General features: G+C 71.0%; 24 protein-coding genes. 16 read left to right on the top strand and 8 right to left on the bottom strand.

Going from position 1 to position 24,307, the window contains the following annotated elements; genetic code table 11:
* Positions 1 to 3: 3 nt before the first annotated feature.
* Positions 4 to 792 (top strand): HAD hydrolase family protein, encoded by a 789-nt coding sequence (locus PZ894_RS18030; RefSeq protein ID WP_275746921.1) that lies wholly within the window; start codon positions 4 to 6, stop codon positions 790 to 792.
* Between the two features lie 16 nt (positions 793 to 808).
* On the opposite strand, the gene PZ894_RS18025 is transcribed toward PZ894_RS18030, so the two are convergent.
* Positions 809 to 1,546 carry a GntR family transcriptional regulator gene (locus PZ894_RS18025; protein WP_275746920.1) on the bottom strand — a complete coding sequence of 246 codons (738 nt, stop codon included), beginning with the start codon at positions 1,544 to 1,546 and terminating at the stop codon, positions 809 to 811.
* A 108-nt stretch (positions 1,547 to 1,654) separates the two neighbouring features.
* On the opposite strand from PZ894_RS18025, the gene PZ894_RS18020 reads away from it, so the two are divergent.
* From PZ894_RS18020 to PZ894_RS17965, 12 genes are all read left to right on the top strand, one after another.
* The gene (locus tag PZ894_RS18020; RefSeq protein WP_275746918.1) at positions 1,655 to 2,656 is read left to right on the top strand and encodes a Gfo/Idh/MocA family oxidoreductase; all 1,002 of its coding nucleotides are present in this window, start codon (positions 1,655 to 1,657) and stop codon (positions 2,654 to 2,656) included.
* On the top strand, positions 2,653 to 3,552 hold the full coding sequence (locus tag PZ894_RS18015; protein WP_275746917.1) for a TIM barrel protein: 900 nt from the start codon (positions 2,653 to 2,655) through the stop codon (positions 3,550 to 3,552). Before PZ894_RS18020 ends, PZ894_RS18015 begins: the two co-directional genes overlap by 4 nt.
* On the top strand, positions 3,549 to 4,520 hold the full coding sequence (iolC, locus tag PZ894_RS18010; protein ID WP_275746915.1) for a 5-dehydro-2-deoxygluconokinase: 972 nt from the start codon (positions 3,549 to 3,551) through the stop codon (positions 4,518 to 4,520). Before PZ894_RS18015 ends, iolC begins: the two co-directional genes overlap by 4 nt.
* Positions 4,510 to 5,391 (top strand): hypothetical protein, encoded by an 882-nt coding sequence (locus PZ894_RS18005; RefSeq protein ID WP_275746914.1) that lies wholly within the window; start codon positions 4,510 to 4,512, stop codon positions 5,389 to 5,391. The genes iolC and PZ894_RS18005 overlap by 11 nt, the downstream gene beginning before the upstream one ends.
* On the top strand, positions 5,388 to 6,260 hold the full coding sequence (gene iolB, locus PZ894_RS18000) for a 5-deoxy-glucuronate isomerase (protein WP_275746912.1): 873 nt from the start codon (positions 5,388 to 5,390) through the stop codon (positions 6,258 to 6,260). The genes PZ894_RS18005 and iolB overlap by 4 nt, the downstream gene beginning before the upstream one ends.
* A 2-nt stretch (positions 6,261 to 6,262) precedes the next feature.
* Complete coding sequence (gene iolD, locus PZ894_RS17995; protein WP_275746911.1) at positions 6,263 to 8,164, top strand: 3D-(3,5/4)-trihydroxycyclohexane-1,2-dione acylhydrolase (decyclizing); 1,902 nt, start codon at positions 6,263 to 6,265, stop codon at positions 8,162 to 8,164.
* 113 nt (positions 8,165 to 8,277) lie between these two features.
* Positions 8,278 to 9,609, top strand: coding sequence for a phytase (locus tag PZ894_RS17990; RefSeq protein ID WP_275746910.1), 1,332 nt, complete (start codon positions 8,278 to 8,280; stop codon positions 9,607 to 9,609).
* A gap of 2 nt (positions 9,610 to 9,611) precedes the next feature.
* Positions 9,612 to 10,493, top strand: a complete 882-nt coding sequence (locus PZ894_RS17985; RefSeq protein WP_275746909.1) for an inositol monophosphatase family protein — start codon at positions 9,612 to 9,614, stop codon at positions 10,491 to 10,493.
* Positions 10,490 to 11,284: an MgtC/SapB family protein gene (locus PZ894_RS17980; protein ID WP_275746907.1), complete on the top strand. Its 795-nt coding sequence runs from the start codon at positions 10,490 to 10,492 to the stop codon at positions 11,282 to 11,284. Before PZ894_RS17985 ends, PZ894_RS17980 begins: the two co-directional genes overlap by 4 nt.
* A 492-nt stretch (positions 11,285 to 11,776) precedes the next feature.
* Positions 11,777 to 11,986, top strand: a complete 210-nt coding sequence (locus tag PZ894_RS17975) for a hypothetical protein (RefSeq protein WP_275746906.1) — start codon at positions 11,777 to 11,779, stop codon at positions 11,984 to 11,986.
* A 659-nt stretch (positions 11,987 to 12,645) separates the two neighbouring features.
* Positions 12,646 to 13,233: a nucleotidyltransferase domain-containing protein gene (locus tag PZ894_RS17970; RefSeq protein WP_275746904.1), complete on the top strand. Its 588-nt coding sequence runs from the start codon at positions 12,646 to 12,648 to the stop codon at positions 13,231 to 13,233.
* Complete coding sequence (locus PZ894_RS17965; RefSeq protein ID WP_275746902.1) at positions 13,230 to 13,463, top strand: hypothetical protein; 234 nt, start codon at positions 13,230 to 13,232, stop codon at positions 13,461 to 13,463. The genes PZ894_RS17970 and PZ894_RS17965 overlap by 4 nt, the downstream gene beginning before the upstream one ends.
* Here the strand turns inward: PZ894_RS17965 and PZ894_RS17960 are convergent, their stop codons facing one another.
* The 3 genes from PZ894_RS17960 to PZ894_RS17950 form a co-directional block, all read right to left on the bottom strand.
* Positions 13,464 to 13,811, bottom strand: coding sequence for a DUF3040 domain-containing protein (locus tag PZ894_RS17960; RefSeq protein ID WP_275746901.1), 348 nt, complete (start codon positions 13,809 to 13,811; stop codon positions 13,464 to 13,466).
* Positions 13,808 to 14,494, bottom strand: a complete 687-nt coding sequence (locus PZ894_RS17955) for a sigma-70 family RNA polymerase sigma factor (RefSeq protein ID WP_275746900.1) — start codon at positions 14,492 to 14,494, stop codon at positions 13,808 to 13,810. Before PZ894_RS17955 ends, PZ894_RS17960 begins: the two co-directional genes overlap by 4 nt.
* A gap of 76 nt (positions 14,495 to 14,570) precedes the next feature.
* Positions 14,571 to 14,792, bottom strand: a complete 222-nt coding sequence (locus PZ894_RS17950) for a hypothetical protein (RefSeq protein WP_275746899.1) — start codon at positions 14,790 to 14,792, stop codon at positions 14,571 to 14,573.
* Positions 14,793 to 14,900: 108 nt separating this feature from the next.
* Between PZ894_RS17950 and PZ894_RS17945 the strand changes: the two genes are divergently transcribed.
* The gene (locus PZ894_RS17945; RefSeq protein ID WP_275746897.1) at positions 14,901 to 15,806 is read left to right on the top strand and encodes an alpha/beta hydrolase; all 906 of its coding nucleotides are present in this window, start codon (positions 14,901 to 14,903) and stop codon (positions 15,804 to 15,806) included.
* Here PZ894_RS17945 and PZ894_RS17940 read toward each other — a convergent pair.
* The 4 genes from PZ894_RS17940 to PZ894_RS17925 all read right to left on the bottom strand — a co-directional run bounded on the left by PZ894_RS17940 (position 15,800) and on the right by PZ894_RS17925 (position 22,887).
* Entirely contained in the window at positions 15,800 to 18,616 is a 2,817-nt protein-coding gene (locus PZ894_RS17940; RefSeq protein WP_275746895.1) for an AAA family ATPase, read from the bottom strand. The two genes, PZ894_RS17945 and PZ894_RS17940, sit on opposite strands and share 7 nt — an antisense overlap.
* A 36-nt stretch (positions 18,617 to 18,652) precedes the next feature.
* Positions 18,653 to 19,351 (bottom strand): sigma-70 family RNA polymerase sigma factor, encoded by a 699-nt coding sequence (locus PZ894_RS17935; protein WP_275746893.1) that lies wholly within the window; start codon positions 19,349 to 19,351, stop codon positions 18,653 to 18,655.
* Positions 19,352 to 19,472: 121 nt separating this feature from the next.
* Positions 19,473 to 22,250 (bottom strand): LuxR family transcriptional regulator, encoded by a 2,778-nt coding sequence (locus tag PZ894_RS17930; protein WP_275746891.1) that lies wholly within the window; start codon positions 22,248 to 22,250, stop codon positions 19,473 to 19,475.
* Positions 22,251 to 22,341: 91 nt separating this feature from the next.
* Complete coding sequence (locus PZ894_RS17925; protein ID WP_275746890.1) at positions 22,342 to 22,887, bottom strand: GNAT family N-acetyltransferase; 546 nt, start codon at positions 22,885 to 22,887, stop codon at positions 22,342 to 22,344.
* 139 nt (positions 22,888 to 23,026) lie between these two features.
* On the opposite strand from PZ894_RS17925, the gene PZ894_RS17920 reads away from it, so the two are divergent.
* Positions 23,027 to 23,368 (top strand): hypothetical protein, encoded by a 342-nt coding sequence (locus PZ894_RS17920; protein ID WP_275746889.1) that lies wholly within the window; start codon positions 23,027 to 23,029, stop codon positions 23,366 to 23,368.
* A gap of 74 nt (positions 23,369 to 23,442) precedes the next feature.
* Entirely contained in the window at positions 23,443 to 24,297 is an 855-nt protein-coding gene (locus tag PZ894_RS17915; protein WP_275746887.1) for an alpha/beta hydrolase, read from the top strand.
* Positions 24,298 to 24,307 lie beyond the last annotated feature (10 nt).

The following is a 24,307-nucleotide window of genomic DNA, read 5'->3' as shown; positions in this document are numbered from 1 at the left end:
CTGGTGACCGACCTCGACGGCACCCTGGTCGCTCGCGACCTGGAGCTGGTCGACCGCTCCGCGGTGGCGATCCGCGCCTGGATCGACGACGAGCACGAGTGCATCGTCGCCACCGGACGCAACGAGGAGTCGGCCCGGCGCTACCACGCGGCCCTGGGCCTGCAGTCGCCGATGATCCTCTTCAACGGCGCTCGGGTGGTCGCCGCCTCGGGCGAGGTGCTGCTGTCGAGGACCCTCGGCGACGCCTGGCCGACGCTACGCAGAGACGTGCTGTCCACCCTGCCGCCGACCGTCGGCGCCGTCGCGTTCGTGGACGACCGGGCGATCGTCGTCCGTGACGCTCCTGCGCTCACCGACTACGCCCGCCGAGATCGGATCGCGCTGCTGCACGACCCCCTCGCCGACGATGCCGAGGTCACCAAGGTGATGCTCATCGTGCCGGCCCCGCCGATGGACGCGCTGGCCGACCGGGTGCGCGCCGTCTGCCCGGAGCTCGTCGTCGTCGCCTCCGAGCCGACCTACCTCGAGGTGCTACCGGCGGACGCCACCAAGGGCACCGCCCTCCGTTGGCTCGCAGCGGACCGGGGCGTCGACCTCGCGGACGTCGCAGCGATCGGCGACAACCCCAACGACATCCCGATGATCGAGGTCGCGGGGTTGGGCATCGCAGTCGGCGACGGCCATCCCGACGTGGTGGCATCGGCCGATCTGGTCGTCGGACCCTGTGCTTCAGGTGCTGTCGCCGACGCGGTCGAGGCGATCTCCGGCGCGACGGCGAGCCGATCGCACTGATGGCCGGCGCGGAGGATCAGCGATCGACCAGCGTCATCTGGAAGCTGTAGAGCTCCGGCCGATAGACGTGGCTGCCGAACTCCACGATGCGCCCTTCGTCGTCGTACGCCGTGCGGCGCATCGTCAGCAGGGGTGCACCCTTCCGCTCTTCCAGCAGTCGAGCCTCGCGCGTCGTCGCGCCCCGGGCGCTGATCTGCTGGTCGGCGACCCGCAGGTGCACACCGGCGGAGCGGAGTGCCTGGTAGAGGCCGCTCTTGTCGAGCGATGCGCTCGAGAGGTCGGCGACCGACACCGGGACCACGTTGTAGAGCAGGGCGAGCGGCTTGCCGCCGACCGTGCGCAGCCGCTCGAACCTCCAGACCTCGGTGCCGTCGGGCAGCTGGACGAGCTCCTCCGACCCCGCGTCGATCGTGGAGCGCTCGAAGCTGAGCACCGTGGTCTCCGGGACGCTCCCAGCCCTGACGAGGTCGTCGTAGAGGCTGGTGAGCTCGATGGACCGCCGGATCTGCCCGTGCACCACCTGGGTCCCGACGCCACGCTTGCGCACGACGAGTCCCTTGTCGACGAGCACCTGGATGGCCTGCCGCATCGTCGGTCGGGAGAGACCGAGCTGCTGAGCCATCGTGATCTCGTTGTCGATGCGGTCCCCCGGCGCGAGCCGGCCTTCGGTGATGGCGCGCTCGAGTTGCTCGGCAACTTGGAAGTAGAGCGGGATGGGGCTCGACCGGTCGACGTCGATCACTGGAAGCGGCACGGCAGCATCGTACCAAGAGTTGTTCATACGTAAGTATGTCCGGACAAATGCTTGACACCGCGCACACCCCGCTTTGATACTTCGGGGACCGACGACGAAGGAGTGAGCGTGAGACTTGGCCTCGTGGGCTGTGGACGGATCGGGGGCGTGCATGCGCGCTCGCTGGTCGCACTCGATCGCGTCGACGAGCTGGTCGTCACCGACCAGCACGCGCCGGCAGCCACGGCGCTGGCGCACGACGTCGGCGCCCGCGCCGTCGACTCCGTCGCCGACCTCCTCCGCGAGCAGGTCGACGGCCTGCTGATCTGCAGCGCCACGGCAGCCCACGAGAGCCTGGTGCTGGCGGCGATCGAGCACCGGGTCCCGGTGCTCTGCGAGAAGCCGCTCGCCGTCGACGTCGCCGGCACGCTCCGGGTCGTGCGCGCGGGCGAGTCCAGCGGGGTGCCGGTGCAGGTCGGGTTCCAGCGCAGGTTCGACGCCGGCTACCGCAGGGCCCGCGCGCTCGTCGAGGAGGACGCGCTCGGCGCGGTGCACACGGTGCGCGCCTGCACCCTCGACCCTGCGCCCCCGCCGGAGCAGTACATCCCCCTGTCTGGCGGGATCTTCCGCGACTGCGGCGTCCACGACTTCGACGTCATCCGCTGGGTGACGGGCCGCGAGGTCCACAGCGTCTACGCTCACGGCTCTGCCCGTCAGCACCCGGTGTTCGCGACGTACGGCGATGTCGACACCGCCGTCGCACTGCTCGAACTCGAGGACGGGCCGATGTGCTCGGTGTCGCTGGCCCGCCAGAACGCCGCCGGCTACGACGTCCGGCTCGAGCTCCTCGGCGAACGCGACTCGGTCGCGGTCGGCCTCGACCAGCGCACGCCGCTCGCCGCCGTCGAGCCCGGTGCTCCCCGGCCTTCGGAACCCGCCTGGAGCGGGTTTCAGGAGCGGTTCGCAGCGGCGTACTACGCCGAGGTCGCGGGCTTCCTCGACGTCGTCGCGGGCACGGCGGCACCGGCCTGCGGGCCGCAGGACGCCCTCGAGGCGCTCTACGTCGCCGAGGCCGCCCAGCTCTCGCTGACCAAGGGTCGGCCCGTGAGCCTGGCGGAGGTGCGCGCGTGAGCACCGCTGAGAAGAACGGGCGAGCAGCCCGCGTCGCCGGCGCGCCGATCTCGTGGGGCGTGTGCGAGGTGCCGGGCTGGGGCTGGCAGCTCGACCCCGAGGTGGTCCTGGCCCAGATGGCTGAGCTGGGTCTCGCCGCCACGGAGTTCGGCCCCGACGGATTCCTGCCTGCCGAGGCACAGGACCGGGCCCGGCTGCTGGACGCCCACGGGCTGCGCGCAGTCGGGGGGTTCCTCCCGCTGGTGCTGCACGACCCCTCCCACGACCCGATCCCCGAGGCCGACCGCTACGTGGACGACTGCCTGGCCGCCGGCGCGGACGCCATCGTGCTCGCGGCCAGCACCGGGCTCGACGGCTACGACGACCGGCCCGAGCTGGACGACGACGGCTGGGCCTGCCTGCTCGCGAACCTCGACGCCGTCGACCGGTTGGCGGCTGCACGCGGCATCACGGCCTCCCTGCACCCGCACGTCGGCACGATGGTGGAGCGGGCCGACGAGGTCGCCCGAGTGCTCGCCCGATCGCAGATCGGGCTCTGCCTCGACACCGGACACCTGCTCGTCGGGGGCTCCGACCCGGTGGCCCTGGCGCGCGACCACGCCGACCGGATCGTGCATGCGCACCTCAAGGACGTCCGCCTGGGGCTGGCCGAGCTGGTCCGCGGCGGTGACCTCACCTACGCCGAGGCGGTCCGACGCGGCCTCTACACACCCCTCGGCGACGGGGACGTCGACATCCCCGGCATCGTCGGGGCGTTGGAGGCGGTCGGCTACCAGGGCTGGTACGTGCTGGAGCAGGACGTGATGCTCGACGAGGCACCGGAGGACCGGGCCGACCCGATCGACGACGTACGCCGCAGCCTCGCGCATCTCGTCTCCGTGCTGGGTGCGGCATGACCGGGCGGTTCGACGTCATCACCATGGGTCGGGTCGGCGTCGACGTCTACCCGGACGAGGTCGGGGTCTCACTGGCCGACGTCACGACGTTCGGCAAGTACCTCGGCGGGTCGCCGACCAACGTCGCCGTCGCCGCGGCCCGGCACGGCCGGCGCTCGGCCGTCGTGACCGCCGTCGGCGACGATCCGTTCGCGGAGTTCGTCTGCAGGGCGCTGCACGGCTTCGGGGTCGACGACTCGTTCGTGCAGACCAAGGCCGGAGGGCAGACCCCGGTGACGTTCTGCGAGATGTTCCCGCCGGACCGGTTCCCGCTCTACTTCTACCGCCACGCAGCACCCGATCTGGGCATCGGGCCCGCGGACCTCGACCTGGCTGCCATCGGTGCCGCGCGGATCTTCTGGTTCACCGGCACCGGGCTGAGCCAGGAGCCGAGCCTGTCGGCCACCATGGCCGCGCTGGAGTGCCGACAGTCGGGCCGGACGATCTTCGACCTCGACTACCGACCGATGTTCTGGGCGGACCCCGAGATGGCGACCGAGCGCTACCGGAAGGCCCTGGCCCACGCCTCGGTGGCCGTCGGCAACATGGAGGAGTGTGCCGTCGCCACGGGCGAGACGGATCCCGAGGCCGCGGCCCTGGCCCTGCTCGAGCACGGCGTCGAGCTCGCGATCGTGAAGCGCGGGCCGGAGGGCGTGCTCGCCGCACAACGCAGTCGACGCGGCGTGGAGATCGTCGAACAGCCGCCGCTCTCGGTCCGGGTCGTCAACGGCCTCGGTGCGGGAGATTCCTTCGGGGGCGCCCTGTGCCATGGACTGCTCGACGAGTGGGAGCTGCCCGAGCTGCTCGCATTCTGCAACGCGGCCGGCGCGCACGTGACCACCCAGGTCGCGTGCGCCGACGCCATGCCGACCACCGACGAGGTACGTCGCCTCATGGGAGAAGAAGAGGTGAGCGTTCATGCTCGATGACCGACAGTGGGCCGACCTCGTCGAGACACGGGTCTTCCACCCCGAGCGCGTGGAGGAGGCCGCCGCAGCGCGGTCACGCCCCAAGCGCCGCACCGCGGAGGACGGGCGCCTGGTGCTGATCGCCGCAGACCATCCGGCGCGCGGCGCGCTTCGCGCCGGGCCCGACCGGATGGCGATGTCGGACCGCCGCGATCTCCTGGGCCGGCTGTGCGTCGCGCTCGCCCGGCCCGGGGTCGACGGAGTGCTCGGCACCGCCGACGTGATCGACGACCTGCTGCTTCTCGGCGCTCTCGAGGACAAGGTGGTGATCGGCTCGATGAACCGTGGCGGCCTCGCCGGCACGTCGTTCGAGATCGACGACCGCTTCACGGGCTGCTCCGCGGACGAGATCGAGCGCGCCGGGTGGCAGGGCGGCAAGATGCTCTTCCGGATCGACCCCGACGACCCCGCGACGGCCTCCACGATGGAGGCGTGCGGACGTGCGGTCGCCGAGCTCGCCGAGCGTGGCCTGATGAGCATGGTCGAGCCGTTCATCTCCCGGCGCATCGACGGCCGGGTCAGCAACGACCTGTCGACCGACGCCGTCGTGCGCTCCTGCACGGTGGCCGCCGGCCTCGGCGGCAACTCGGCCCACCTCTGGCTGAAGCTCCCGGTCGTCGAGGGCATGGCGGAGGTGCTCGCGGCCACGAGCCTGCCGGTGCTGCTCCTCGGCGGGCCCGTCAGCTCCCACCAGGCGAAGACCTTCGAGACCTGGCGCGCGGCGCTGGAGCACCCCACCGCACGAGGACTGGTGGCCGGACGGACGCTGCTCTTCCCGCCCGACGGCGACGTGGCCTCGGCGGTCGACTCCGCGGTCTCCCTGGTCCGATGAGCCGCACGCCGGCCCACGTCGTCGCCGAGGTCACCCCGGCGTCGGCGCAGTGGGGCTTCACCGGGCTGCGGGTCGTCGACCTCGACGACGGCGACATCGACGAGCTCGTGCTCGACGGCCGCGAGGCGCTGGTGGTGCCGCTCACCGGGGCCTACGACGTCGCCTGCGACGGCACCGACGTACGCCTCGCGGGTCGGGACTGCCCGCACTGCGAGCGGACCGACGTCGTCTACCTGCCCGAGGGCAGCCGAGCCCGGGTCATCGCTCGCGGCGGAGGCCGCGTCGCGATCGCCACCTCTCGGGCTGCCCGCCGGCTGCCGCTACGCCACGTGCCGGCCGCCGGCACGACCAGCGAGCTGCGCGGTGCCGGCAACTGCAGCCGGCGCGTCAACGCGCTCTGCATGCCCGGGCAGCTCGAGGCCGACACGCTGATGGTCTGCGAGGTGGTCACGCCGTCGGGCAACTGGTCGTCCTACCCGCCCCACAAGCACGACGCCACGACCGCCGACGAGACCGAGCTCGAGGAGATCTACTACTACGAGGTCGCGGCCGGACCCGGCGGCGCCCCGGGCCTCGCCTACCAGCGGGTCTACGGCCACGCCGACCGCGAGATCGACGTACTGACCGAGGTCCGCAGCGGCGAGGTGGTGCTCGTGCCCCACGGGTGGCACGGGCCGACCATGGCCGCGCCGGGCCACGACCTCTACTACCTGAACGTGATGGCGGGGCCCGGCCCCGAGCGGGCGTGGCGGGTGGTCGACGACCCCGACCACGGCTGGCTGCGGGAGACGTGGGAGCACACACCGGTCGACGGGCGGCTGCTCGCCGACACCGACCGCTGTTCTGGACACCCGAGAGAGGGGTCGTGACGATGACGGAGCACCAGGTCTCACCCGGCCGCACGACGCGCCGGCTCACCGTGGCCCAGGCCGTGGTGGAGTTCCTGCGCCAGCAGCACAGCGAGCGTGACGGCCAGGTCACCCGCCTCGTGCCCGGCTGCTTCGGGATCTTCGGGCACGGCAACGTCGCCGGCTTGGGCCAGGCGCTGCTGCAGAGCCACCAGCAGGACCCGGCCGCCATGCCGTACTGGCTGGCCCGCAACGAGCAGGGCATGGTGCACGCCGCGATCGGCTACGCACGGATGACCAACCGCCTCAGCACCCTGGCCTGTACGGCGTCCGTCGGACCGGGCTCCACCAACATGCTGACGGGCGCGGCCCTGGCCAGCATCAACCGGCTCCCCGTCCTGCTGCTGCCCAGCGACACGTTCGCGACCCGTCCCGCCGACCCGGTGCTCCAGCAGCTGGAGTACCCCGTGGGGCCCGACGTCACGGTCAACGACGCCTTCCGGCCGCTGTCGCGGTTCTTCGACCGGGTGGACCGGCCCGAGCAGCTGCCGTCCGCGCTGCTCGGCGCCATGCGGATCCTGACCGACCCGGCGGAGACCGGCGCCGCGACCATCTGTCTGCCCCAAGACGTCCAGGCCGAGGCCTACGACTGGCCGGTCTCCCTCTTCGAGCGCCGCGTCTGGCGGGTGGCCCGCCCAGCGCCCGACCCCGCGTCGCTGGCCGACGTGCTCGAGCTGGTGCGCACGGCGACCCGCCCGCTGATCGTCGCCGGCGGCGGCGTCATCTACAGCGATGCCACCGACGCCCTGCGCGAGTTCGTCGACGCGACCGGCATCCCCGTCGCCGACACCCAGGCCGGCAAGGGCTCGCTCCCCCACGACCACCCTGCGGCGCTGGGTTCGGTCGGCGCCACCGGGACCACCGCGGCGAACGCCGTGGCGCGCTCGGCCGACCTGATCATCGGCGTCGGCACGCGCTACACAGACTTCACGACGGCCTCCGGCACCGGACTCGGCCACGCTCAGACCCGCTTCGTGAACATCAACGTCACGGCCTCCGACGCGGTCAAGCAGACCGGGCTGGCCGTCGTCGGCGACGCCCGTCTGATCCTCGACGCCCTGCGGGAGCGCCTCGAGGGCTGGCGGGCGTCGGCGGACTATCGGGCCGAGTACTCCGGCCTCGCACATGCCTGGGCCGGCGTGGTCGATGCGGCCACCCACCTCGACCACCGGCCGGTGCCGGCGCAGTCGGCGATCATCGGCGCCGTCAACGAGGCAGCCGAGCCCGGCGACGTGGTGGTCGGTGCGGCCGGGTCGCTGCCCGGCGACCTGCACAAGCTGTGGCGCGCCCGGCTGCCGCGCACCTACCACGTCGAGTACGGCTACTCGTGCATGGGCTACGAGATCGCCGGCGGCCTCGGGGTCAAGATGGCGGCACCGGACCGTGAGGTCTTCGTCCTCGTCGGCGACGGCTCCTACCTGATGATGGCGCAGGAGCTCGTCACCGCCGTCGCCGAGCAGGTGAAACTGATCGTGGTGCTCGTCGACAACCACGGGTTCGGCTCGATCGGTGCGCTCTCCGAGTCCCTCGGCTCGCAGCGGTTCGGCACCCAGTACCGCTACCGCGACGCCGCGGCCGGCGGACTCACCGGCGAGGTGCTCCCGACCGACCTCGCGGCGAACGCCGCGAGCCTGGGCGCCCGGGTGCTGTGTGCCGACACCATCCCCGAGCTCCGCGAAGCCTTGCAGGAGGCGCGTGCGCACGTCGGCGGGCCGGTGGTCATCCGGGTGCCTGCCGACCCCTCGGTGCCGGCACCGTCAAGCGACGCCTGGTGGGAGGTCCCCGTGGCCGAGGTGTCGGAGCTCGACTCCACCCGCGCGGCCCGTGCGGCGTACGAGGTCAGCAAGCGTCAGCAGCGCACCTGAGGGTCGCCGCACGTTCGTCTTCCAGACGTTCGTTCTTAACTCCATATGTCTTGACATCTTATCTAAGGCTCTGTGCATAGTGATCGTCCAGAACACGCCCACTCGGAGGACACATGAACCGTCCAGTCGTAGTCCCGGCAGTCGCACTGAGCCTGACCGCTCTCGTGCTCGCCGCCCCTACCGCCGCAGCCGGCCATCGCCATCACGCATCGGCCGCGCCGGTGCGGGCCGCGGCCACCGTCGAGACGCCAGCCCTGTACGACGACGAGGCCGGTGGCAATGCCAACGGCGACGACCCGGCCATCTGGGCCGACCGGGCGCACTCGCGCCACAGCCTGGTCGTGGGCACGAAGAAGGAGGGCGGCCTCGACGTCTACAACCTCCAGGGTCAGGTCGTGCAGAGCATTCCCGCACCCGTGCCGCCCGGCGCCGGCCCCGATGACGAGCCCGGCCGCTTCAACAACGTCGACATCGTGCAGGGCGCCCGACTGGGCGGCAGCCGGGTCGACCTCGCGGTCGTCAGCGACCGGGGCGCGGACCTGATCCGCACCTACGTCATCAACGGTCACGCCGCGCAGCCGCTCACCGAGGTGACCGCGCCCAACGCGCCGTACGCCTTCGCCACGACGCGCGAGCAGGTCCGCGACCAGGAGACCGCATACGGCCTCGCGGCCTGGCTCGACCCCGACACCGGCCGCGTGTACGCCGCGGTCAGCCAGCGGCACACCAGCGCCGTGCGGATCTTCCGGCTCGTCTCGACCTCCAGCGGCGTCAGCTACCAGGCCGTCCGCACCGTGACGCTGCCCGAGTCCTTCCCCCTGCCCAACGGCACGACCTGGGTCCCTTGTGAGGACCCCGGCGACGGCCCGCAGGTCGAGGGCATGGTCATCGACCGGGACACCCAGGTCGTATACGCGGCCCAGGAGGACGTCGGCATCTGGTCCTTCCCGCTGCTGGGCAGCGGCCGCCCCGCGCTCGTCGACAAGGTCCGGGAGTACGGCGTGCCCTACACCTACGACCCCGTCGAGGAGGAGTGCCTGCACGACTTCTCGCAGGACCCGGGCTACGGCGGCAAGCACATCGCGGCCGACGCCGAGGGTCTGTCGATCTACTACGACGGCGACGATGACGAGGACGGCTACCTGCTGGCGTCGAGCCAGGGCGACAACACGTTCGTGGCCTACGAGCGAGATGGCCGGCACCAGTTCCTGGGCAGCTTCGAGGTCTGGTTCGGCGACGACCAGGTCGAGTCGTCCGACGGTTCGACGGTGAGCAACCTGTCCCTGGGCGGCTTCGACCGCGGCCTGTTCATCGCCCACGACGGGCACGACACGCCCGAGGAGGTCGACTCCGAGGGTGAGACCCGCGAGAAGACGAACTTCAAGTTCGTCGGCTGGGAGCGGATCGCCCGCCCGCTCGACCTGACCATCAACACCGGGTCCTGAGGATGGTGCGCGTCCGGGGAAGCCAGCCCAGTCTGGCGCAGGAGCGGTCGGAACGTCGCGCGCTGCGCGCGTTCACGCTCGAGCTGGCGCGGGAAGCCGCGCGGCGGATCCGGCGTACCGCCCGCCCCACCCGGGCGCGCACCAAGAGCTCCACTGCTGACCTGTTGACCGCGACCGACCTACGCGTGGAGGCCTTCCTGCGCAGGCGGATCGCGGCCGTCTACCCGATGCACGCCATCGTCGCCGAGGAGTCCGCGGACCTCTCGGCGGGCGTGGATCTGCGTCGTCCCACCTGGTTCTTGGACCCGGTCGACGGGACGACCAACTACTTCCGCGGCGTCCCGCACTTCGCCTGCAACATCGGCTTCTGGGACGGCGAGCGGATGCTCGTCGGCGCCACCGCAGACGTGGTGCGCCGGCGGATCCACTGGGCCCAAGCGGGCCGGGGCAGCTTCGTCGGTCGCACGCGGGTGCACGTGGCGTCGACCTCGCGGCTCAGCGAGTCCGTGCTATCGACGGGTTTCCCCTACGACCGAGCCGTCAACCCGGCGCGCAACAACCTCGCGGCCTTCGGCCGGATCACCCCGCTGGTACGCGACGTCCGCCGCCTTGGGTGCGCCGGTCTCGATATGGCGTGGGTCGCCTGCGGTCTCTTCGACGGCTACTGGGAGCACGACGATGGCCCGTGGGACTGGGCGGTCGGCGCCCTCCTGGTCCGTGAGGCCGGCGGGTCCGTCACGACGTACGACGGCGACGAATGGCGTCCCGGTGACACCACGATGGTGGCCAGCAACGGTCGGCTACACGGGCCGATCCTCGAGCAGGTCGACCCGACGCGTTCGGCCGACCGGATCGCACTGCCAGCTGGGCTCTCCCACGAATGAACCCCTACCTGACCGTCCTGGAATCCAGCATCGAAACGAACACCTGGTGGCAGCTGGTCGATCTGCTGGTGGCTCTCGGCCTGTCCGCTCTGATCGGCCTGGAGCGGGAGTACCACCAGAAGAGCGCCGGACTGCGCACCCACACCCTGGTCGGGCTCGGGACGGCCGTGTTCGTGCTCGTGAGCAAGTACGGATTCGCCGACGTGATGTACGACGGCATCACGCGATACGACCCGGCGCGGGTCGCCGCACAGATCGTGTCCGGCATCGGGTTCCTCGGTGGCGGACTGATCTTCGTGCGCAAGGACGCCGTGCGGGGACTGACAACCGCAGCCACCATCTGGGTCACCTGCGCGGTCGGCATGGCCTGCGGCGCGCACCTGTACGTGCTCGCCCTGGCTGCCACCATCGGGCACTTCGTGATCACCTTCGGGCTGGTCCACGTCGCACGGACGCTGCCGACCGGCAGCGACATCGCCACGCAACTGGCACTCACATACGAACCCGGCCACCTCGTACTAGCCCGGGTCCTCTCGACATGCACCGAGCACGGGTACATCGTCGCCGACGTCTCCGTGGACCGAAGCTCCGCATCCCGGCTCGACGTACTCCGTGAGGAGCGTCTGCGCGAGGAGGACGAGGGCTTCGGCCGTGCGACCCTCGACAACCGCACGCGCGTGACGCTCCTGCTGCGTGGCAAGCTGCCCTTCAGCACGCTGATCGCGTCGATCTCGGACATCCCTGGACTGATCACCGTCCGGGGCGGAGACCCGGACGACGTCGCCGACTGAGCTCTGGGCTCGGGGCGGGTGGGCACTCCTCCGTTAGGCGTACTGCCTGGAGGCCCCGTCGTCAGCCGCACCGGGCGCCGCCTACCACGGCGCCACGGCATCCGGCATCCTTCGAGCCGAGGGCGTCCGGTTCCGCCCAACGGCCGGGTCGAGCTCAGGCGCGCCGAGCCACGAAGCAGCGGCTGATCGCGCAACTTCTCACAACGGTTTGAGAAAGCCTGCGCAGGCGCCTTTGGTCCGGCCATAGCACCGATCCTCGGGGTCCGACAGACGATGGCTGAGCCGTCGCACATACCGAGTGCGGTGCTGCTCCCTCGCGATCGAGCTGAGCGAGATCGCCCGCGGTATCCGCGGACTCGTCGTCCTGCGCCGCAGCGTCAACCGCCCCCGGCGCGCCTCCTGGATGAAGAGCACCTTCTCGCCTCAGCGGCTCGGCGAGCTGCACGGTCCCGTCGTTCACCGCCGCGGAGACCGGAGGGCGACGGGTTCGCGATGCTGAACCATCTGACCGAGCTCGCCGACATCGACGCGAGGGGTCTCGCGCGCCAACTGGCGCACGCGCACTCCTTCACCAGTTTCGCCGACGTCGCGCGGCAAGTGCTCAACTTGGATTCCTTCGAGCCGAATCCCTTCTTCCATGGCTCCAACGGCTCATCCGATCCGCGGACCGCTTTCCGGTCCGACGGGTCGTCGTGTCGTTGAGCACCGCCAGGAGCTCCTCGACGTCCTGCGCCGCCACGGGGTGGTTCTCGAGGAGAGACCTCCACGACTCACGGCTCCCATCGCCCTGTGAACGCGTCACCGCAGGTCAGGATTGGTTCTCTCCACCAGCGCGACGCACTCCACATCGCTGGTCATCGGGAAGCCACACATCGTGGTGAGCGTCAGCGCGATCCTTTGCGGTTGGCTGCACTCATGGGGCCAAACCAGCCGCTGACCCCTGTGCGTCAGCACCGCCTCCACTGTTGCTGTGAGTGGTGCGTGCCGCCGCTCGGTAGGACCTAGAGAGTGGGCGATTTCTAGCCGAATCTAGGTGGACCGCGTCGCTGCAAGAGCCCTACGCGAAGAGCTAGTCCGTTACAAGCCCGGTACAAACCTCCGGGGGATCTCGACGTTTGCGCAGGTCAGCACGGGTCAGTCAGTCAGTACTACGACATCTGAGACGCCTTAGAACCAGAAAAGGGCCTCTGACCTGCAGCGATGCAGTGTCGGAGGCCCTTCTCGCTGGCCCGAATCGGGCCAGATACCGCAGAAATACCGCAGGAGATCCACCAGAACGGTTGCTGACGACCCGCGAGGGCCGTTGCTGCACCAACGTGCGTTGACTAGGCAGCCGCTCATATGATCACTATTCTGTTCACGTGAACTTCGGTGAGGCCTTCGGGGGGCTGATGCCAGGAGCCCGCGGCGCGGTGCTCGCGGCCCTGCTGCGCACCGGCGCGCCGTTGACCGGGCGCCGCGTCCACGCGCTGGTCGGCGACCGTCACAGCCTCGGCGCCGTCCAGCAGGCGCTGCGGGACCTGGAGCAGATCGGCATCATCACCACCGAGACCGTCGGCCGCGCGGGCGTCCACCGGATCAACGACCACCACGATGCCGTCGCTCCCCTGCGCCTGCTCGCCAGCCCACTCGCCATGCTGACCCACGTCGTCACGGAGACCGCGAGCGGCGTCGACGCCGTCATCCTCTTCGGCTCGGCCGCGCGCGGCGAGGCCCAGGCCGACAGCGACATCGACCTCGCCGTCGTCGGCCCCGAGGACTGGGATGGTCGCGTCGCGCTCGCCGACAGCGTCCGCACCCGGCTCGGCAACAACTGCGACGTCCTCCACCTCACTCCGGAGCAGTTCTCCCAAGACGCGGCAACCCGCGAGCCTGTCGTCGCGGAGATCCTTCGCGACGGCGTCGCTCTCCTCGGCCGCCTGCCCCGTCCATCCCGGGCCGCCTCATGACGAGCGCGCAGAGCAAGAACCACGCACGCAGCTTCCTGCAGAAGGCCCAGGAATATCTCGCCTCCGCTCACGACAACCGTGACCTCGAGCGCGCGACACCCGCTGCAGGCGATGCCATCCATGCCGGCATCAGCGCCAAGGACGCCATCGTCCCTGAGAGGTCGACGCCGGCGAGAACTTCGTCCGCGGTCGCGCGGCCAGTGAACGGAGTCGTCAGGGTGGTGTGGTGATCACCCATGGAGCCACCTCCCCATGCCTTGCAGACCGGCTCCGACGAACTCACGTATGCCGACGGCCCTGGCTTCGAGCACGACCCAGGCGGCGAGACCGACGGCAGCGGATTCGAGCACAAGTGGCAGTTGACCGCTGCCCAACGCCATGAGCATGTAGGCGACCGCGCAGAGCAGGAACCCAAGCGGGTAGAACCGTCGCTCGAGTCTGCACCAGCGACGTTCGCGGCGAGTCGGGCCGGCCAGTCTGCGGACGAGCGCGGGGTCCGAGCTGAGCTCGCGCTCGATGGCCGCGAGTTCTTGGGCCTCCCAGTCGTCCAACATCGGTACGGCGTCCCGGGTCCTCACGCTGCCTCAGCCATCTTCTCGCGCAGTTCGGCCAGGTGCCGGGACAGCAGCCGGGAGACGTGGAACTGTGTCATCCCCAGTTCATCGGCGATCTGCTGCTGCGTCCGGTCCTCGAAGAACCGCAGGAAGATGATGCGCTGCGCTCGCGGTGGCAGACTGCTCAGCTGCGGCCAGAGCCACAGCCGGTCCTCGGCCCTCTCCCAGGACCGATCCGCGTCGTCCTCGAGCGTCGCCCCGAGGGGGGTTTCGTCGCCCGGCATCGGAGCGTCCAGGCTCCACGGACGGAAGCAGCTCTCGACCTGGACGCCGTCCGTGACGTGGTCGGTCACGCCACTGTGGGCGACGTGGTGTTGCTGCACGTCGCGTGGGGGTCGCACCACCCAGGCCGAGTCTCGGAAGTAGTGCTTGACGGCGCCACGCACGCACGGCATCGCGTACGTGAGGAACTCATGGCCCCGCGCGGGGTCGAACTCCTGGGCGGCGCGCACGAGGGCCAAGGAGGCGACCTGCTCGAGATCCTGCCCGAACCCAGACCTGCCGGCGTATCGCCGAGCGACGGAGCGTGCAATGTCGAGGTTGCCCAGCACGAGGGCGTCGATGATGCCGTCGCGCTCGGCGTTGCCCGCTTGCTGGAGTTGGGCGGTCAGTGCCGCGTTCCGGGCGCCGCGTTCCGTGGTGCTCATCCGTGCCTCCTACGTGGGGGATGTCGCCAAGACCGACCGCGCTGCGACGGCTGTCGTGACAGGCAGTCGGCGCGGCTCAGCGCTCCTCGGGAGCCTGCTCGAGCGCAGCGGTGGCGTCCCGTAGGCTGCGAATCCGAGTCTCGAAGTACTCCCTCGCGGGCTCGTCGTCGTTCGGGAGGTCCGCACTCGCCTCGAGGTGGGCGAGTTCGTTCTCGACATCGGCTCGGATCGCGGCGAGCACCTCGTTGGTGCTGCGTCGCGGGCTCGGTCCGGGCCAGTTGTTCGTGCTCTCGTTCATGGTTCACGCCTCCCGCCGGCACGACCCGGCGACTGTCACGCAGGGGTTCGACACTCGGTCGCAGTTCACGACCGCATCACCGTCGGAACCGTGACAGGACACATCGCCATGACACCCCTGAAGTTCGCCCGCACCCCGGTCCTCGACGTCGCGTACGCCGAGATCGGACCTGCATCCGGGCGACCCGTCGTGCTGCTGCACGGCTACCCATATGACGTGCACAGCTATGTCGAGGTCGCTCCACGGCTGGCCGGGCTGGGGTTCCGGACAATCGTGCCTCACCTGCGTGGCCACGGCGCCACGCGCTTCCTTGACGGCGAGACGCCTCGGTCCGGGCAGCAGGCAGCCCTCGGGGCCGACGTGCTTGACCTGCTCGACGCGCTCGACATTTCCGACGCCGTCCTCGCTGGCTACGACTGGGGCGGGCGGGCCGCGTGCGTGGTCGCGGCCCTGTGGCCCGAGAGGGTGACCGGGCTGGTCAGCGTCAACGGGTACCTGATCCAGGACATCGCGGCTGCCGGCCGACCCATCCGGCCCGACCTCGAGGCCGGGTTCTGGTACTTCTACTACTTCCTCACCGAGCGCGGTCGGGCCGGGCTGACCGCTCACCGTCGCGAGATCGCCGAGGTCATTTGGCGTCGGAACTCCCCGGCGTGGGACTTCGACCAGGAGACGCTGGACCGCGCTGCCGAGGCGTTCGCGAACCCGGACTACGTCGACGTCGTGCTGCACTCCTACCGGCACCGGCTCGGGCACGTACCAGGCGATCCGCGATACGAAGAGCTCGAGCGGGCGCTCGCCCTTCGGCCGTCCATCAGGGTTCCGACCGTGAGTCTCGAGGGGGAGGCGGACGGGAACTTCCCGGTGTCCGTCGATGTCCCGGACACCGACGTCTTCACCGGACCGCGGCGCCACGAGCGCGTGCCCCGCGCCGGGCACAACCTGCCGCAGGAGGCTCCCGAGGCGTTCGCGAGGGCGGTACTCTCGGTAGCCGACCTCTCCGACTCTCAGTGAGGATCGGGCAGCGCGACGTGAAGCTCGTTCCTCGATTTGATGGCGAGCTTGGTGAACACCTTCCGCAGGTGCCAGTCGACGGTGTGCGCGCTGATGAAGAGTCGAGCGCCGATCTCGCGGTTGGTCAGGCCCTCTCGGGCTAGGCGGGCGACGTTGAGCTCCTGCTCGGTGAGCGCGTCGGGCGTAGTCGCGGTCCGCGCGCGCACCTTCTCTCCCGTCGCATTCCGTTCTCGCTGCGCCCGATCGGCGAACCCCGTCATTCCGCATGCCGTCAGCACGTCGACTGCCGCGCGGAGCTGCTCACGGGCGTCGACCCGACGCCCTTGCCGGCGCAGCATCTCGCCGTACAGTAGCTGGCTGCGGCCCCGCAGCATCGGGACGCGGATGCGGTCGAAGAGCTCGATCGCCCGCCGGTAGAGCCTCTCCGCCTCGTCGCCTTCGCGCAGTTGCGCCTGCGCCAGCGACATGAAGGCGTCGGCCCAGTCGCTCTCACCCTGTGGTGGCGTCACCCGCGTGAGCTGCTCGAGCGCCTCCTCCGCCAGCGTCCCCTCCCCGACTCGGGACGCCGCCTCGATGAGCTCGAGCAGGGTGCGCATCGCATGGCCGAGCTCGTGGGCATAGGGGAGCTCGCCCCGGGCAGATGCGAGCGCCTCGTCGTAGCGGCCGGCGCCGTTGTAGACGAGTGCCTCGGCCATGTTCGCCACGGTGAGGGCATAACCCTCTCCTCGAGCGTGCGCGTCGGCGCGGAGCTCGGCGGCCCGGCGCTCGACCTCCTCCACTCGACCACGGTAGGCCGCGATGAAGATCCGCCCGTACGGCGGCAGTGGGTGTCCCGTGATGAGGAGCATGGCGTCGATCTCGTCGCAGATCCTCTCGGCCTCATCCAGGTCGCCGTCGAAGGTCCGGACCACCATCAGGAGGTTGAGCGCCATCGGCAGCACCGTCAGGACCCCGGTCGAGCGGGCCACCTGCACCTGTCGTTCAGCGAGGGTGCGAAGTCCGTCGGCGTCCCACACGTCCTGCGCGGCGCGGCCGCCGATCCACATCCGTTGCAGGTCGCTCGGGCCGACCGGCTCGGTCTGGAAGGCAGTGATTGCCCTTCGCACCGTCGAACGCGCAACTGCAGGACCCTCGCTGCACAGCAACGCTTGGCCGCGCAGGATGAGATCACCCGCGGTCGGTGACCGGTCACCGGCCGTCGCCGCCAGGACCGCTTGCGCGATCTCCTCGGTCGCGCCGGGCTCGCCGAGCCGGCTCGCATAGATCGCGACCGTCAAGGCGAGCATGTAGGTGTCCCGGGCCATTTGTGCGTCGTGCGGCTCGAGGGTCTGCGCCGCACGGAGCAGGTGGCGCGGTGCGCTCCGATCCCTCCATAGCGCGTACTCGGCACGCGCCCGCAGACGTCCCGCCAGGGCTTTCTGGAGCGGCGTCGCCAGGTCGCGGGTGGTGCCGAGGAGACGGAGGGCGTCCGCGGCTGCCCCGGCATCGAGCTTCGCCTCGGCCGCGGCGAGCATCCGATCGGCGCGCACGTCCGGATCGGGGGTGAGCCCGGCCGCCCGCTCCAGGAATGCCGCGCTGGCCGCGACCCCACCCCGGGCCCGGGCGCGGTCGGCCGACCGCACGAGAGCGCCGGCTACCGCCTCGTCCGGTGCGACCGTCGCACTGGCGCGGTGCCAGGCGCGTCGGTCGGGGTCCCTGTCCTCGTAGGTTGCGTCGGCCAGCGCGGCGTGCACTGCCCGTCGCTCGGCCGGTGTTGCCGATCGGTACACGGCGGAACGGATCAGCGGGTGCCGAAAGCTGACCCGCCCCGAGACCACGAGCGCATCGGCCTGCTGAGCGAGGTCCAGGTTCTCGGGCGCGATGCCCAGGATGGCGCCCGCCCGCCACAACAGCCCTGTGTCGCCGGTCGGGTCGGCAGCAGCGAGCAGCAGCAGCGTACGGGTCGGCGCGGGGAGCGGCTCCAGCTGGGCAAGCAGGCTCTGCTCGATACGGCTCTCGAGCGGGATTGAGCTCGCCAGAGCGAACCCGCCGGCGAGCTCCGATGGACCCAGCGACCGGGGAAGCTCTCGCAGGGCGAGCGGATTCCCGCGCGACTCGACGATCAATTGGTCAGCGACCCGCTCATCGATCGAGCCCGCCAGGGCGCCCCGGAGCAGCGCCCGCGCGTCGTGGTCCGCCAGGCCCTCGACGACCAGGTGGGGAAGGTCGTCGAAGCGAGGGTCCTCCTGACGACTGGCCATCACCAACGCGACCTTCTCGACGGACAGTCTGCGGGCGACCGACGCGATCGTCCGCGCGGACACGTCGTCGAGCCACTGGGCGTCATCGATGACGCAGAGCAAGGCGCCGGCACCGGCCGCGCGCGTCAGCAGGTCGCGCACCGCGAGGCTCAGCACGAGCGGACTGGGCGCGTCGGAGCCGCGCAGCCCGAACGCGGACTCCAGCGCCTCACGCTCCGGCGCCGGAAGATCGTCGGACGAGGACATGAGCGGGCCGCACAGGAGCTGCAGACCCGCACAGGTCAATTCCATCTCGCTCTCAGCAGCGACCATGCGCACGACGCGCACGCCCTGGCCGACCAGGCCGGCCAGCCGGTCGAGCAGCGCCGTCTTGCCGATCCCCGCGCCACCGGTGACGACCAGCGTGCCGCTCCGACCCTCGCGAGCCTGCCGGACGAGCGCGAGCAGCTCGGACAACTCGCGGTCACGACCCAGCAGGGCTGCGGGCGAGAAGGGCGGGATCATGGGCGGCTCTATCACGGCACGTGGTACTTCGGACTCCATACGATAGTGCCGATCGAGCCGCCTCACGGGGCGTGGGCCAGGGCCTCGTCGCGGACCAGGACCTCACGCGACCCGAAGCCGCGAGCGCCGATGTGGGCAACGGGCGGCACCCTGCAGCAGCCGCTCCAGGTCGGTGAGGTCTCCGTGGCGCGCGGCCGCCAGGAAGGCGGCGACGAGCTCGCCGTGGGCGCCCGGGGAGACCTCCTGCTCACGCTCACCGTCGAGGTGTTGCTGGGCCCGACGTACCAGTTGGCGTGCGTTCGCGCCGCTGGTGTGTAACAGGGCTGCGATGTCCCGGTAGGGGTAGTCGAAGCCCCTGCGCAGCACGTACGCCGCCAACTCGGCCGGGCGCAGCCTGGTCATCAGCAGATGCAGCGTTTCCTCGACCTCGCTGGTCCGCTCCGCGAACCGCGTCGGGTCCTGTGCATCCACCAGGGTGGCAACCGGTGAGTCCGTGGGAGCCTCGTGGCGGTAGCGCGCGGACTGGATGACGTTGATCGCGAGATGGGTGGTGGCTGTGGTCAGGAACGCCGCTGGGTTGCTGATGGCGCTGCGGTCGGTCCGCTGCCACCGCATCCACGCCTCCTGGACCACGTCCTCGGCGCTGCCGATGTCGCCGGTGACGCGCCGGGCGACCCGGAAGAGGCGCGTGCGCTCGGCGAGGAAGACCTCGAGCGCCCCGTCGAGGTCCGCGTCGGTGTGGGGTGTGCCTGCGGGCCTGGGGTGGACATCAGTTGGCTCCTCTTCGTGGACGACACCCAAACGGTGCGATGTCTCCAGCGTGGATCCACCGGACGGCGCCTCGCGCCACGAGAGTCCGTGGTCAGTGCGTGGTGACCGCGTGGGGGGGTGGACCACGCACCGTGGTCGAAACGACGGCGGACTATGCGTTGGTCGCCCGGTGCCCGGCGAGGGCCCCGGCGAGCTCGCGTCGCGAGCCGATGTCGAGCTTGGTGTACACCTTGCGGAGGTGCCACTCGACGGTGTGCGGGCTGAGGAACAGCTCAGCCGCGATCTGCGGGTTCGTCATCCCGGTGGCCGCCAGTGCGGCGATCTGCGCCTCCTGGGTGGTCAGTGGCGCGGCCGGGTCGGCCTGACGTGCACGCACCTGTTCGCCGGTGGCGGCCAACTCTGTCCGGGCCCGCTCGGCGAACGCCTGTGACCCCATGCCTGCGAACATGCGGTGGGCGGTGCGCAGCTGCTCGCGCGCGTCGGCACGACGGCGCTCACGCCGCAGCCACTCGCCGTAGATCAGGTGGGTGCGCGCCACCTCCACGGCCAGCCGGTCGAGGTTCAGCTCGTCGATTGAGGTCCGGTAGAGGCGCTCGGCCTTTGGGGCATCGTCGGACAGCAGTGCCAGGCACCGCGCCTGGACGCCACGCGCCCAGCCCGTGTCGGCGGTCCGCGTGAGTCGGACCAGCCGGTCATACGACTCGCGCGCCTCGGCGAGCTCGCCGCACCGGACCGCGGCTTCGATGTGCTCGACGTGTGAGAGCCCAGTGAAGTTGTAGCCGTCGTGCTCGATGCCGGCTCGCGCGGCCACGAGTGCGTCCTCGTGGCGGGTGAGACCGTTGTAGAGAACCCCCTGCACGTAGCTCGTCACCCCGAGCAGCGAGACCTCGCCGTGCTCGGTGGCGCTGATCCGCGCCTCCTCGAAGAGCCCTGCCGCCGCATCCTCGTCACCCTGCCACGCGGCGAGGACCAGGGCGGCGTAGCGATGCGGTGCTTGGCCGGCCGCCCTGGAGATCGCGTCGGCCTCCTCGATCATCCGGGCGGCGGCAGCGAAGTCACCGTAGTGAACCTGGACCCCGCCGGCGTAGATCAGCGCCGAGGGCAGCACACTGAGCGCACCGATGTCGCGTGCCTTGCGGACCGCGCGGGCGGACAACACGTCCCAGGCGGGCAGATCCCAGCGATGATGGATGAACGACTCGAGCGCCACCGGCACCGCGTAAAGCCAGCGCATCACCGCGTCCCGGCCGGCGAGCTCCTCGTGGGCGAACGGCTCGAACGCTCGCGACAAGGCCGGTACGCCCAGCTCGTTGCCGTCGGCGAGTAGCGTGGAAACGCCGTCGAGGAGCAGGTCCAATGCCTCGGACCTCGAGGAGGGCGCTCCCGAGGACCGCGCGGCCACGGCCACGGCGCGCGCACCGTGCGGTCCGTGCACCAGACCGGCGAAGACGGTGGCGCTGATCGCCTCGAGATAGGTCTCGCGCGCCAGCGGCGAATCCTCGACGGCGAAGCGGGCCGCGGCGTCGAGCAGGAGGGGCGCCGCCTCGTCGCTGCGACTGCGTCCGAACAGCATCCGTCCGCGCAGCCGGGCGAGCCGCGCGCCGTCGAGGGGATCGAGCGGGCACAGGTCGGCGAGCGCGGCCAACTCCGTGGCCTGCTGGGGGGCGGCGGCCGAGAAGTGTGCTTCGGCTGCGGAGAGCGCCCGGCGGCCACGCAGCCACGGATCGGGCGTGAGAGCGGCTGCTCGCTCGAGCAGCACCGCCTCGGCGGCCAAGCCACCGCGTTGGCGCGCGCGGTCGGCGGCCTGTTCGAGGCCGGCGGCCACCTCCTCGTCCGGACCGTCCGAGGCCTGCGCGGCGTGCCACGCTCGCCGGTCCGGGTCGAGGACCGGGTCCGTGACCTCGCTCAGCGCCCGGTGCACGGCTCGGCGCTGCTCGGCGCTGGCCTCGTGGTAGACAGCTGAGCGCGCCAGCGGATGCCGGAAGCGCAGCGTCTCGCCGAGCTCGACGAGCCCCGCCTCCATGGCTGGTGCGACCTCTGGGGTGATGCCGAGGAGGTCGGCCGCGCTCATCAGGAGCTGGGCGTCGCCCACCGGCTCCGCGGCAGCCAGGAGCAACAGGGTCCGGGTGTGGTCCGGCAGTTCGGCGATGCGGCGCCGGTAGTCCTGCTCGACCCGGGTCATCACCGAGACAGGTGCAGTCGCGTCGAGACCGTAGGCGAGCTCGGCCGCGTTGCGGCCCCGGGACAGCTCGAGAAGGGCCAGCGGATTGCCGTGCGTCTCGGCCACGAGGCGGTCGCGGACACGGGGGTCCATGCGCCCCTCCGCGGCCGCCTCCAGCAGCTCGCCGGCCGCCCTCACGTCGAGGCCACCGATCCGCATCTCGGGGAGCCCGGTCAGCGCTCCCTCCCCCTCGGGATCCCGGACGGTGAACACGATCGCGACGGCCTCGGCGAGCAGTCGTCGGGCCACGAACTCCAGCGTCTGCCGCGAGATCTGGTCGAGCCACTGGGCATCGTCGACCAGTACCAGCACCGGTCGGGCCTCGGAGACGCGAGTGAGGAGGGTCAGCACCGCCAATCCGACCAGGAACCGATCCGGAGGGTCACCGGCGGCCATCCCGAACGCCACCTGGAGCGCATCGCGTTGGGGGCCGGGCAGGGCGTCGACCGCACCCAGGAACGGTGCGCACAGCTGGTGCAGGCTGGCCCAGGCCAACTCCATGTCGGCCTCGACGCCCCGCGACCGGGTCACCTCGGCGCCAGTCGCCCGGGACGCGACGTACTCAAGCAGCACCGACTTGCCGATGCCGGCCTCCCCGCGGATCACCCGCACCGCGGACTGTCCGGCGCGCAGGCCGTCGAGCAGGTCGTCGAGCACCGCGCACTCGGCGCGTCGACCGGTCAGGTCGGGCATCGGCCTGACGCTCATCGGTCTCCTTTCGGATGCGGGCACCCGTCGGGAGCGCTCCGACACCACGGTATCCGCCACGTCTCGACCGGCCCATCCCGAATGGGAGCCGTCAGGCCTCGTCCTCGTAGGCCAGGTCGCCGTGCCTGATCCGGTAGACCTGGTAGCGCCCACCGCCGTCGAGATGACCCAGCTCGGTCACCCACTCCATCCCGATCCGCTCGGCCGTCGACCGTGCGCGAACGTTGTCGGGCTCAACGAGCGCGAACACCTCGACCGCGCCCCCCTCGTGGATGGCCCAGCGGACCAGCGCGTCCCCTGCTTCGATGGCATAGCCACGCCCGCGAGCTCCGGCCGCCAGGGCCCACCCGATGGTCAGGCTCTCGCTCCCCGGCGCGTGGTCCAGGAACATCGCACCGACGACCACCGACGTACTGCTATCGGCGACGGCCCAGTGGCCGGTACACCCGTTGCTGGTCAGGTCGTCGGTGCGCCACTGCTGCAGGCGCAGGCGCATCTCACCGGCGGTCACCGGAAGGTCCGCAGGCGCCGACCAGCGCCGGACGGCAGGGTCCGCGTAGATCGTCAGGGCCGCATCGGCATCAGACACCTGCCAGGGTCGCAGCACCAGACGAGCGGTCTCGATGACCCGGGACATGCCGACCACCTCCAGCTCGGAATTCACTGCCTGGCTCTCCGACCGGGCGGCCGAGCCATCCGTGACGGGCAGCGCGCTGTGTCACGAGAGCCTCGACGACTCGGTCGGCGTTGTGACCTGACCGACGGAGGTGATGGGCGTGACCGAGGTCCTGCTGGCTTGCACGAACTGCGACGAGGAGATCGCCGTGGACATGGATGCCGCGATCCTCCGGATGGACGTCGAGCCACGCGCCGACGCGGAGTTGCTCTTCTGCTGCCCGTCCTGCGGGCGCCCAGGGCTTCGCCGAGTCGTCGGCGAACTGCTCACCCTGCTCCTCTTCGTCGGCGTCCAGCCGCTGCGGTTGAGCGAGCCCACGCTCGCCGCCGCCGACCGTGCCCCCACTGGCCCGCCGCTGACCTACGACGACCTCCTCACCTGGCACGAACAGCTGACCAGCGTCAGGACCGTTCGGCCATGGGAGCGCCCATGGAGCGCGTGACTGTCACGCGCCGGGTCGGTTCTGGGTCGTCCTACCCGTCCACATCAGTCCCTTCCCGAGAACAGGACATCACCATGACCCCCACCGCCCGTGTCGCCCGGCGCAACGCGCGCCGCCGCCGTCTCCGCGCCGCGCTCCTCGTCGGCGCCCTCACGCTCGGCACCGCCACGGTCCCCATCGCCGCCGAGGCCAGCGGCGCCGAGCGTGGCGGAAAGGAGCCGACGATCGTGCTGGTGCACGGCGCCTGGGCCGACGCCTCCAGCTGGAGTCGCGTCGTACGGCGACTGCAGAGCGACGGCTACCCAGTCCTCGCGCCCGCGAACCCGCTGCGCTCGCTCGCCTCGGACTCCGCCTACCTCGACGCGATCCTCGAGACCATCGACGGACCGATCGTCCTCGTCGGCCACTCCTACGGCGCGAGCGTCATCACCCACGCCGCGACCGGCGACCCCGACGTGCGGGCGCTCGTCTTCGTCAACGGCTCGGTGCCCGCAGAGGGCGAGACCGTCGCGGAACTCGCCGGCCCCAAGTCGGCGCTCTCGGTGCCCGACCCGACCACGATCTTCGACGTCGTGCCCGCGCAGCTGCCGCCGACGCCGGAGAGCGACGTCTACCTGAAAAGGTCGACGTTCCTGAAGTCGTTCGCCACCGGACTCGGTCGCGCGAAGGCCAAGACGCTCTGGGCGACCCAGCGCCCGGTGACCCTCGGCGCTCTCAACGAACCTTCGGGTACGCCGGCCTGGGACACGATCCCGAGCTGGTACCTGATCGGCACCAAGGACCTGGTTATCCCCGCCACGGCGCAGCACGAGATGGCTGTCAAGACGGGCTCGACCATCGCCCGCTTCAAGGCCGGTCACCTCGACCTGATCAGCGACCCCGGTGCCGTCACGCGGGTCATCACCGCCGCCGTCCGCGCCACCCGCTGACGACCTACAC

Origin of the sequence: Nocardioides sp. YIM 152315 (assembly GCF_029210375.1) — a bacterium.
In the GTDB taxonomy this organism is placed as follows: domain Bacteria; phylum Actinomycetota; class Actinomycetes; order Propionibacteriales; family Nocardioidaceae; genus Nocardioides.
Note: the sequence above shows the minus strand (reverse complement) of the source record. Positions and strands in the feature narration are given on the sequence as shown.

Excerpts from the sequence above, each read along its gene's own strand:
- iolC (WP_275746915.1), top strand. The coding sequence starts at position 3,549 with ATGACCGGGCGGTTCGACGTCATCACCATGGGTCGGGTCGGCGTCGAC.
- PZ894_RS18005 (WP_275746914.1), top strand. The coding sequence starts at position 4,510 with ATGCTCGATGACCGACAGTGGGCCGACCTCGTCGAGACACGGGTCTTC.
- iolB (WP_275746912.1), top strand. The coding sequence starts at position 5,388 with ATGAGCCGCACGCCGGCCCACGTCGTCGCCGAGGTCACCCCGGCGTCG.
- iolD (WP_275746911.1), top strand. The coding sequence starts at position 6,263 with ATGACGGAGCACCAGGTCTCACCCGGCCGCACGACGCGCCGGCTCACC.
- PZ894_RS17990 (WP_275746910.1), top strand. The coding sequence starts at position 8,278 with ATGAACCGTCCAGTCGTAGTCCCGGCAGTCGCACTGAGCCTGACCGCT.
- PZ894_RS17985 (WP_275746909.1), top strand. The coding sequence starts at position 9,612 with ATGGTGCGCGTCCGGGGAAGCCAGCCCAGTCTGGCGCAGGAGCGGTCG.
- PZ894_RS17980 (WP_275746907.1), top strand. The coding sequence starts at position 10,490 with ATGAACCCCTACCTGACCGTCCTGGAATCCAGCATCGAAACGAACACC.
- PZ894_RS17975 (WP_275746906.1), top strand. The coding sequence starts at position 11,777 with ATGCTGAACCATCTGACCGAGCTCGCCGACATCGACGCGAGGGGTCTC.
- PZ894_RS17965 (WP_275746902.1), top strand. The coding sequence starts at position 13,230 with ATGACGAGCGCGCAGAGCAAGAACCACGCACGCAGCTTCCTGCAGAAG.
- PZ894_RS17955 (WP_275746900.1), bottom strand. The coding sequence starts at position 14,494 with ATGAGCACCACGGAACGCGGCGCCCGGAACGCGGCACTGACCGCCCAA.
- PZ894_RS17950 (WP_275746899.1), bottom strand. The coding sequence starts at position 14,792 with ATGAACGAGAGCACGAACAACTGGCCCGGACCGAGCCCGCGACGCAGC.
- PZ894_RS17945 (WP_275746897.1), top strand. The coding sequence starts at position 14,901 with ATGACACCCCTGAAGTTCGCCCGCACCCCGGTCCTCGACGTCGCGTAC.
- PZ894_RS17930 (WP_275746891.1), bottom strand. The coding sequence starts at position 22,250 with ATGAGCGTCAGGCCGATGCCCGACCTGACCGGTCGACGCGCCGAGTGC.
- PZ894_RS17925 (WP_275746890.1), bottom strand. The coding sequence starts at position 22,887 with ATGTCCCGGGTCATCGAGACCGCTCGTCTGGTGCTGCGACCCTGGCAG.
- PZ894_RS17915 (WP_275746887.1), top strand. The coding sequence starts at position 23,443 with ATGACCCCCACCGCCCGTGTCGCCCGGCGCAACGCGCGCCGCCGCCGT.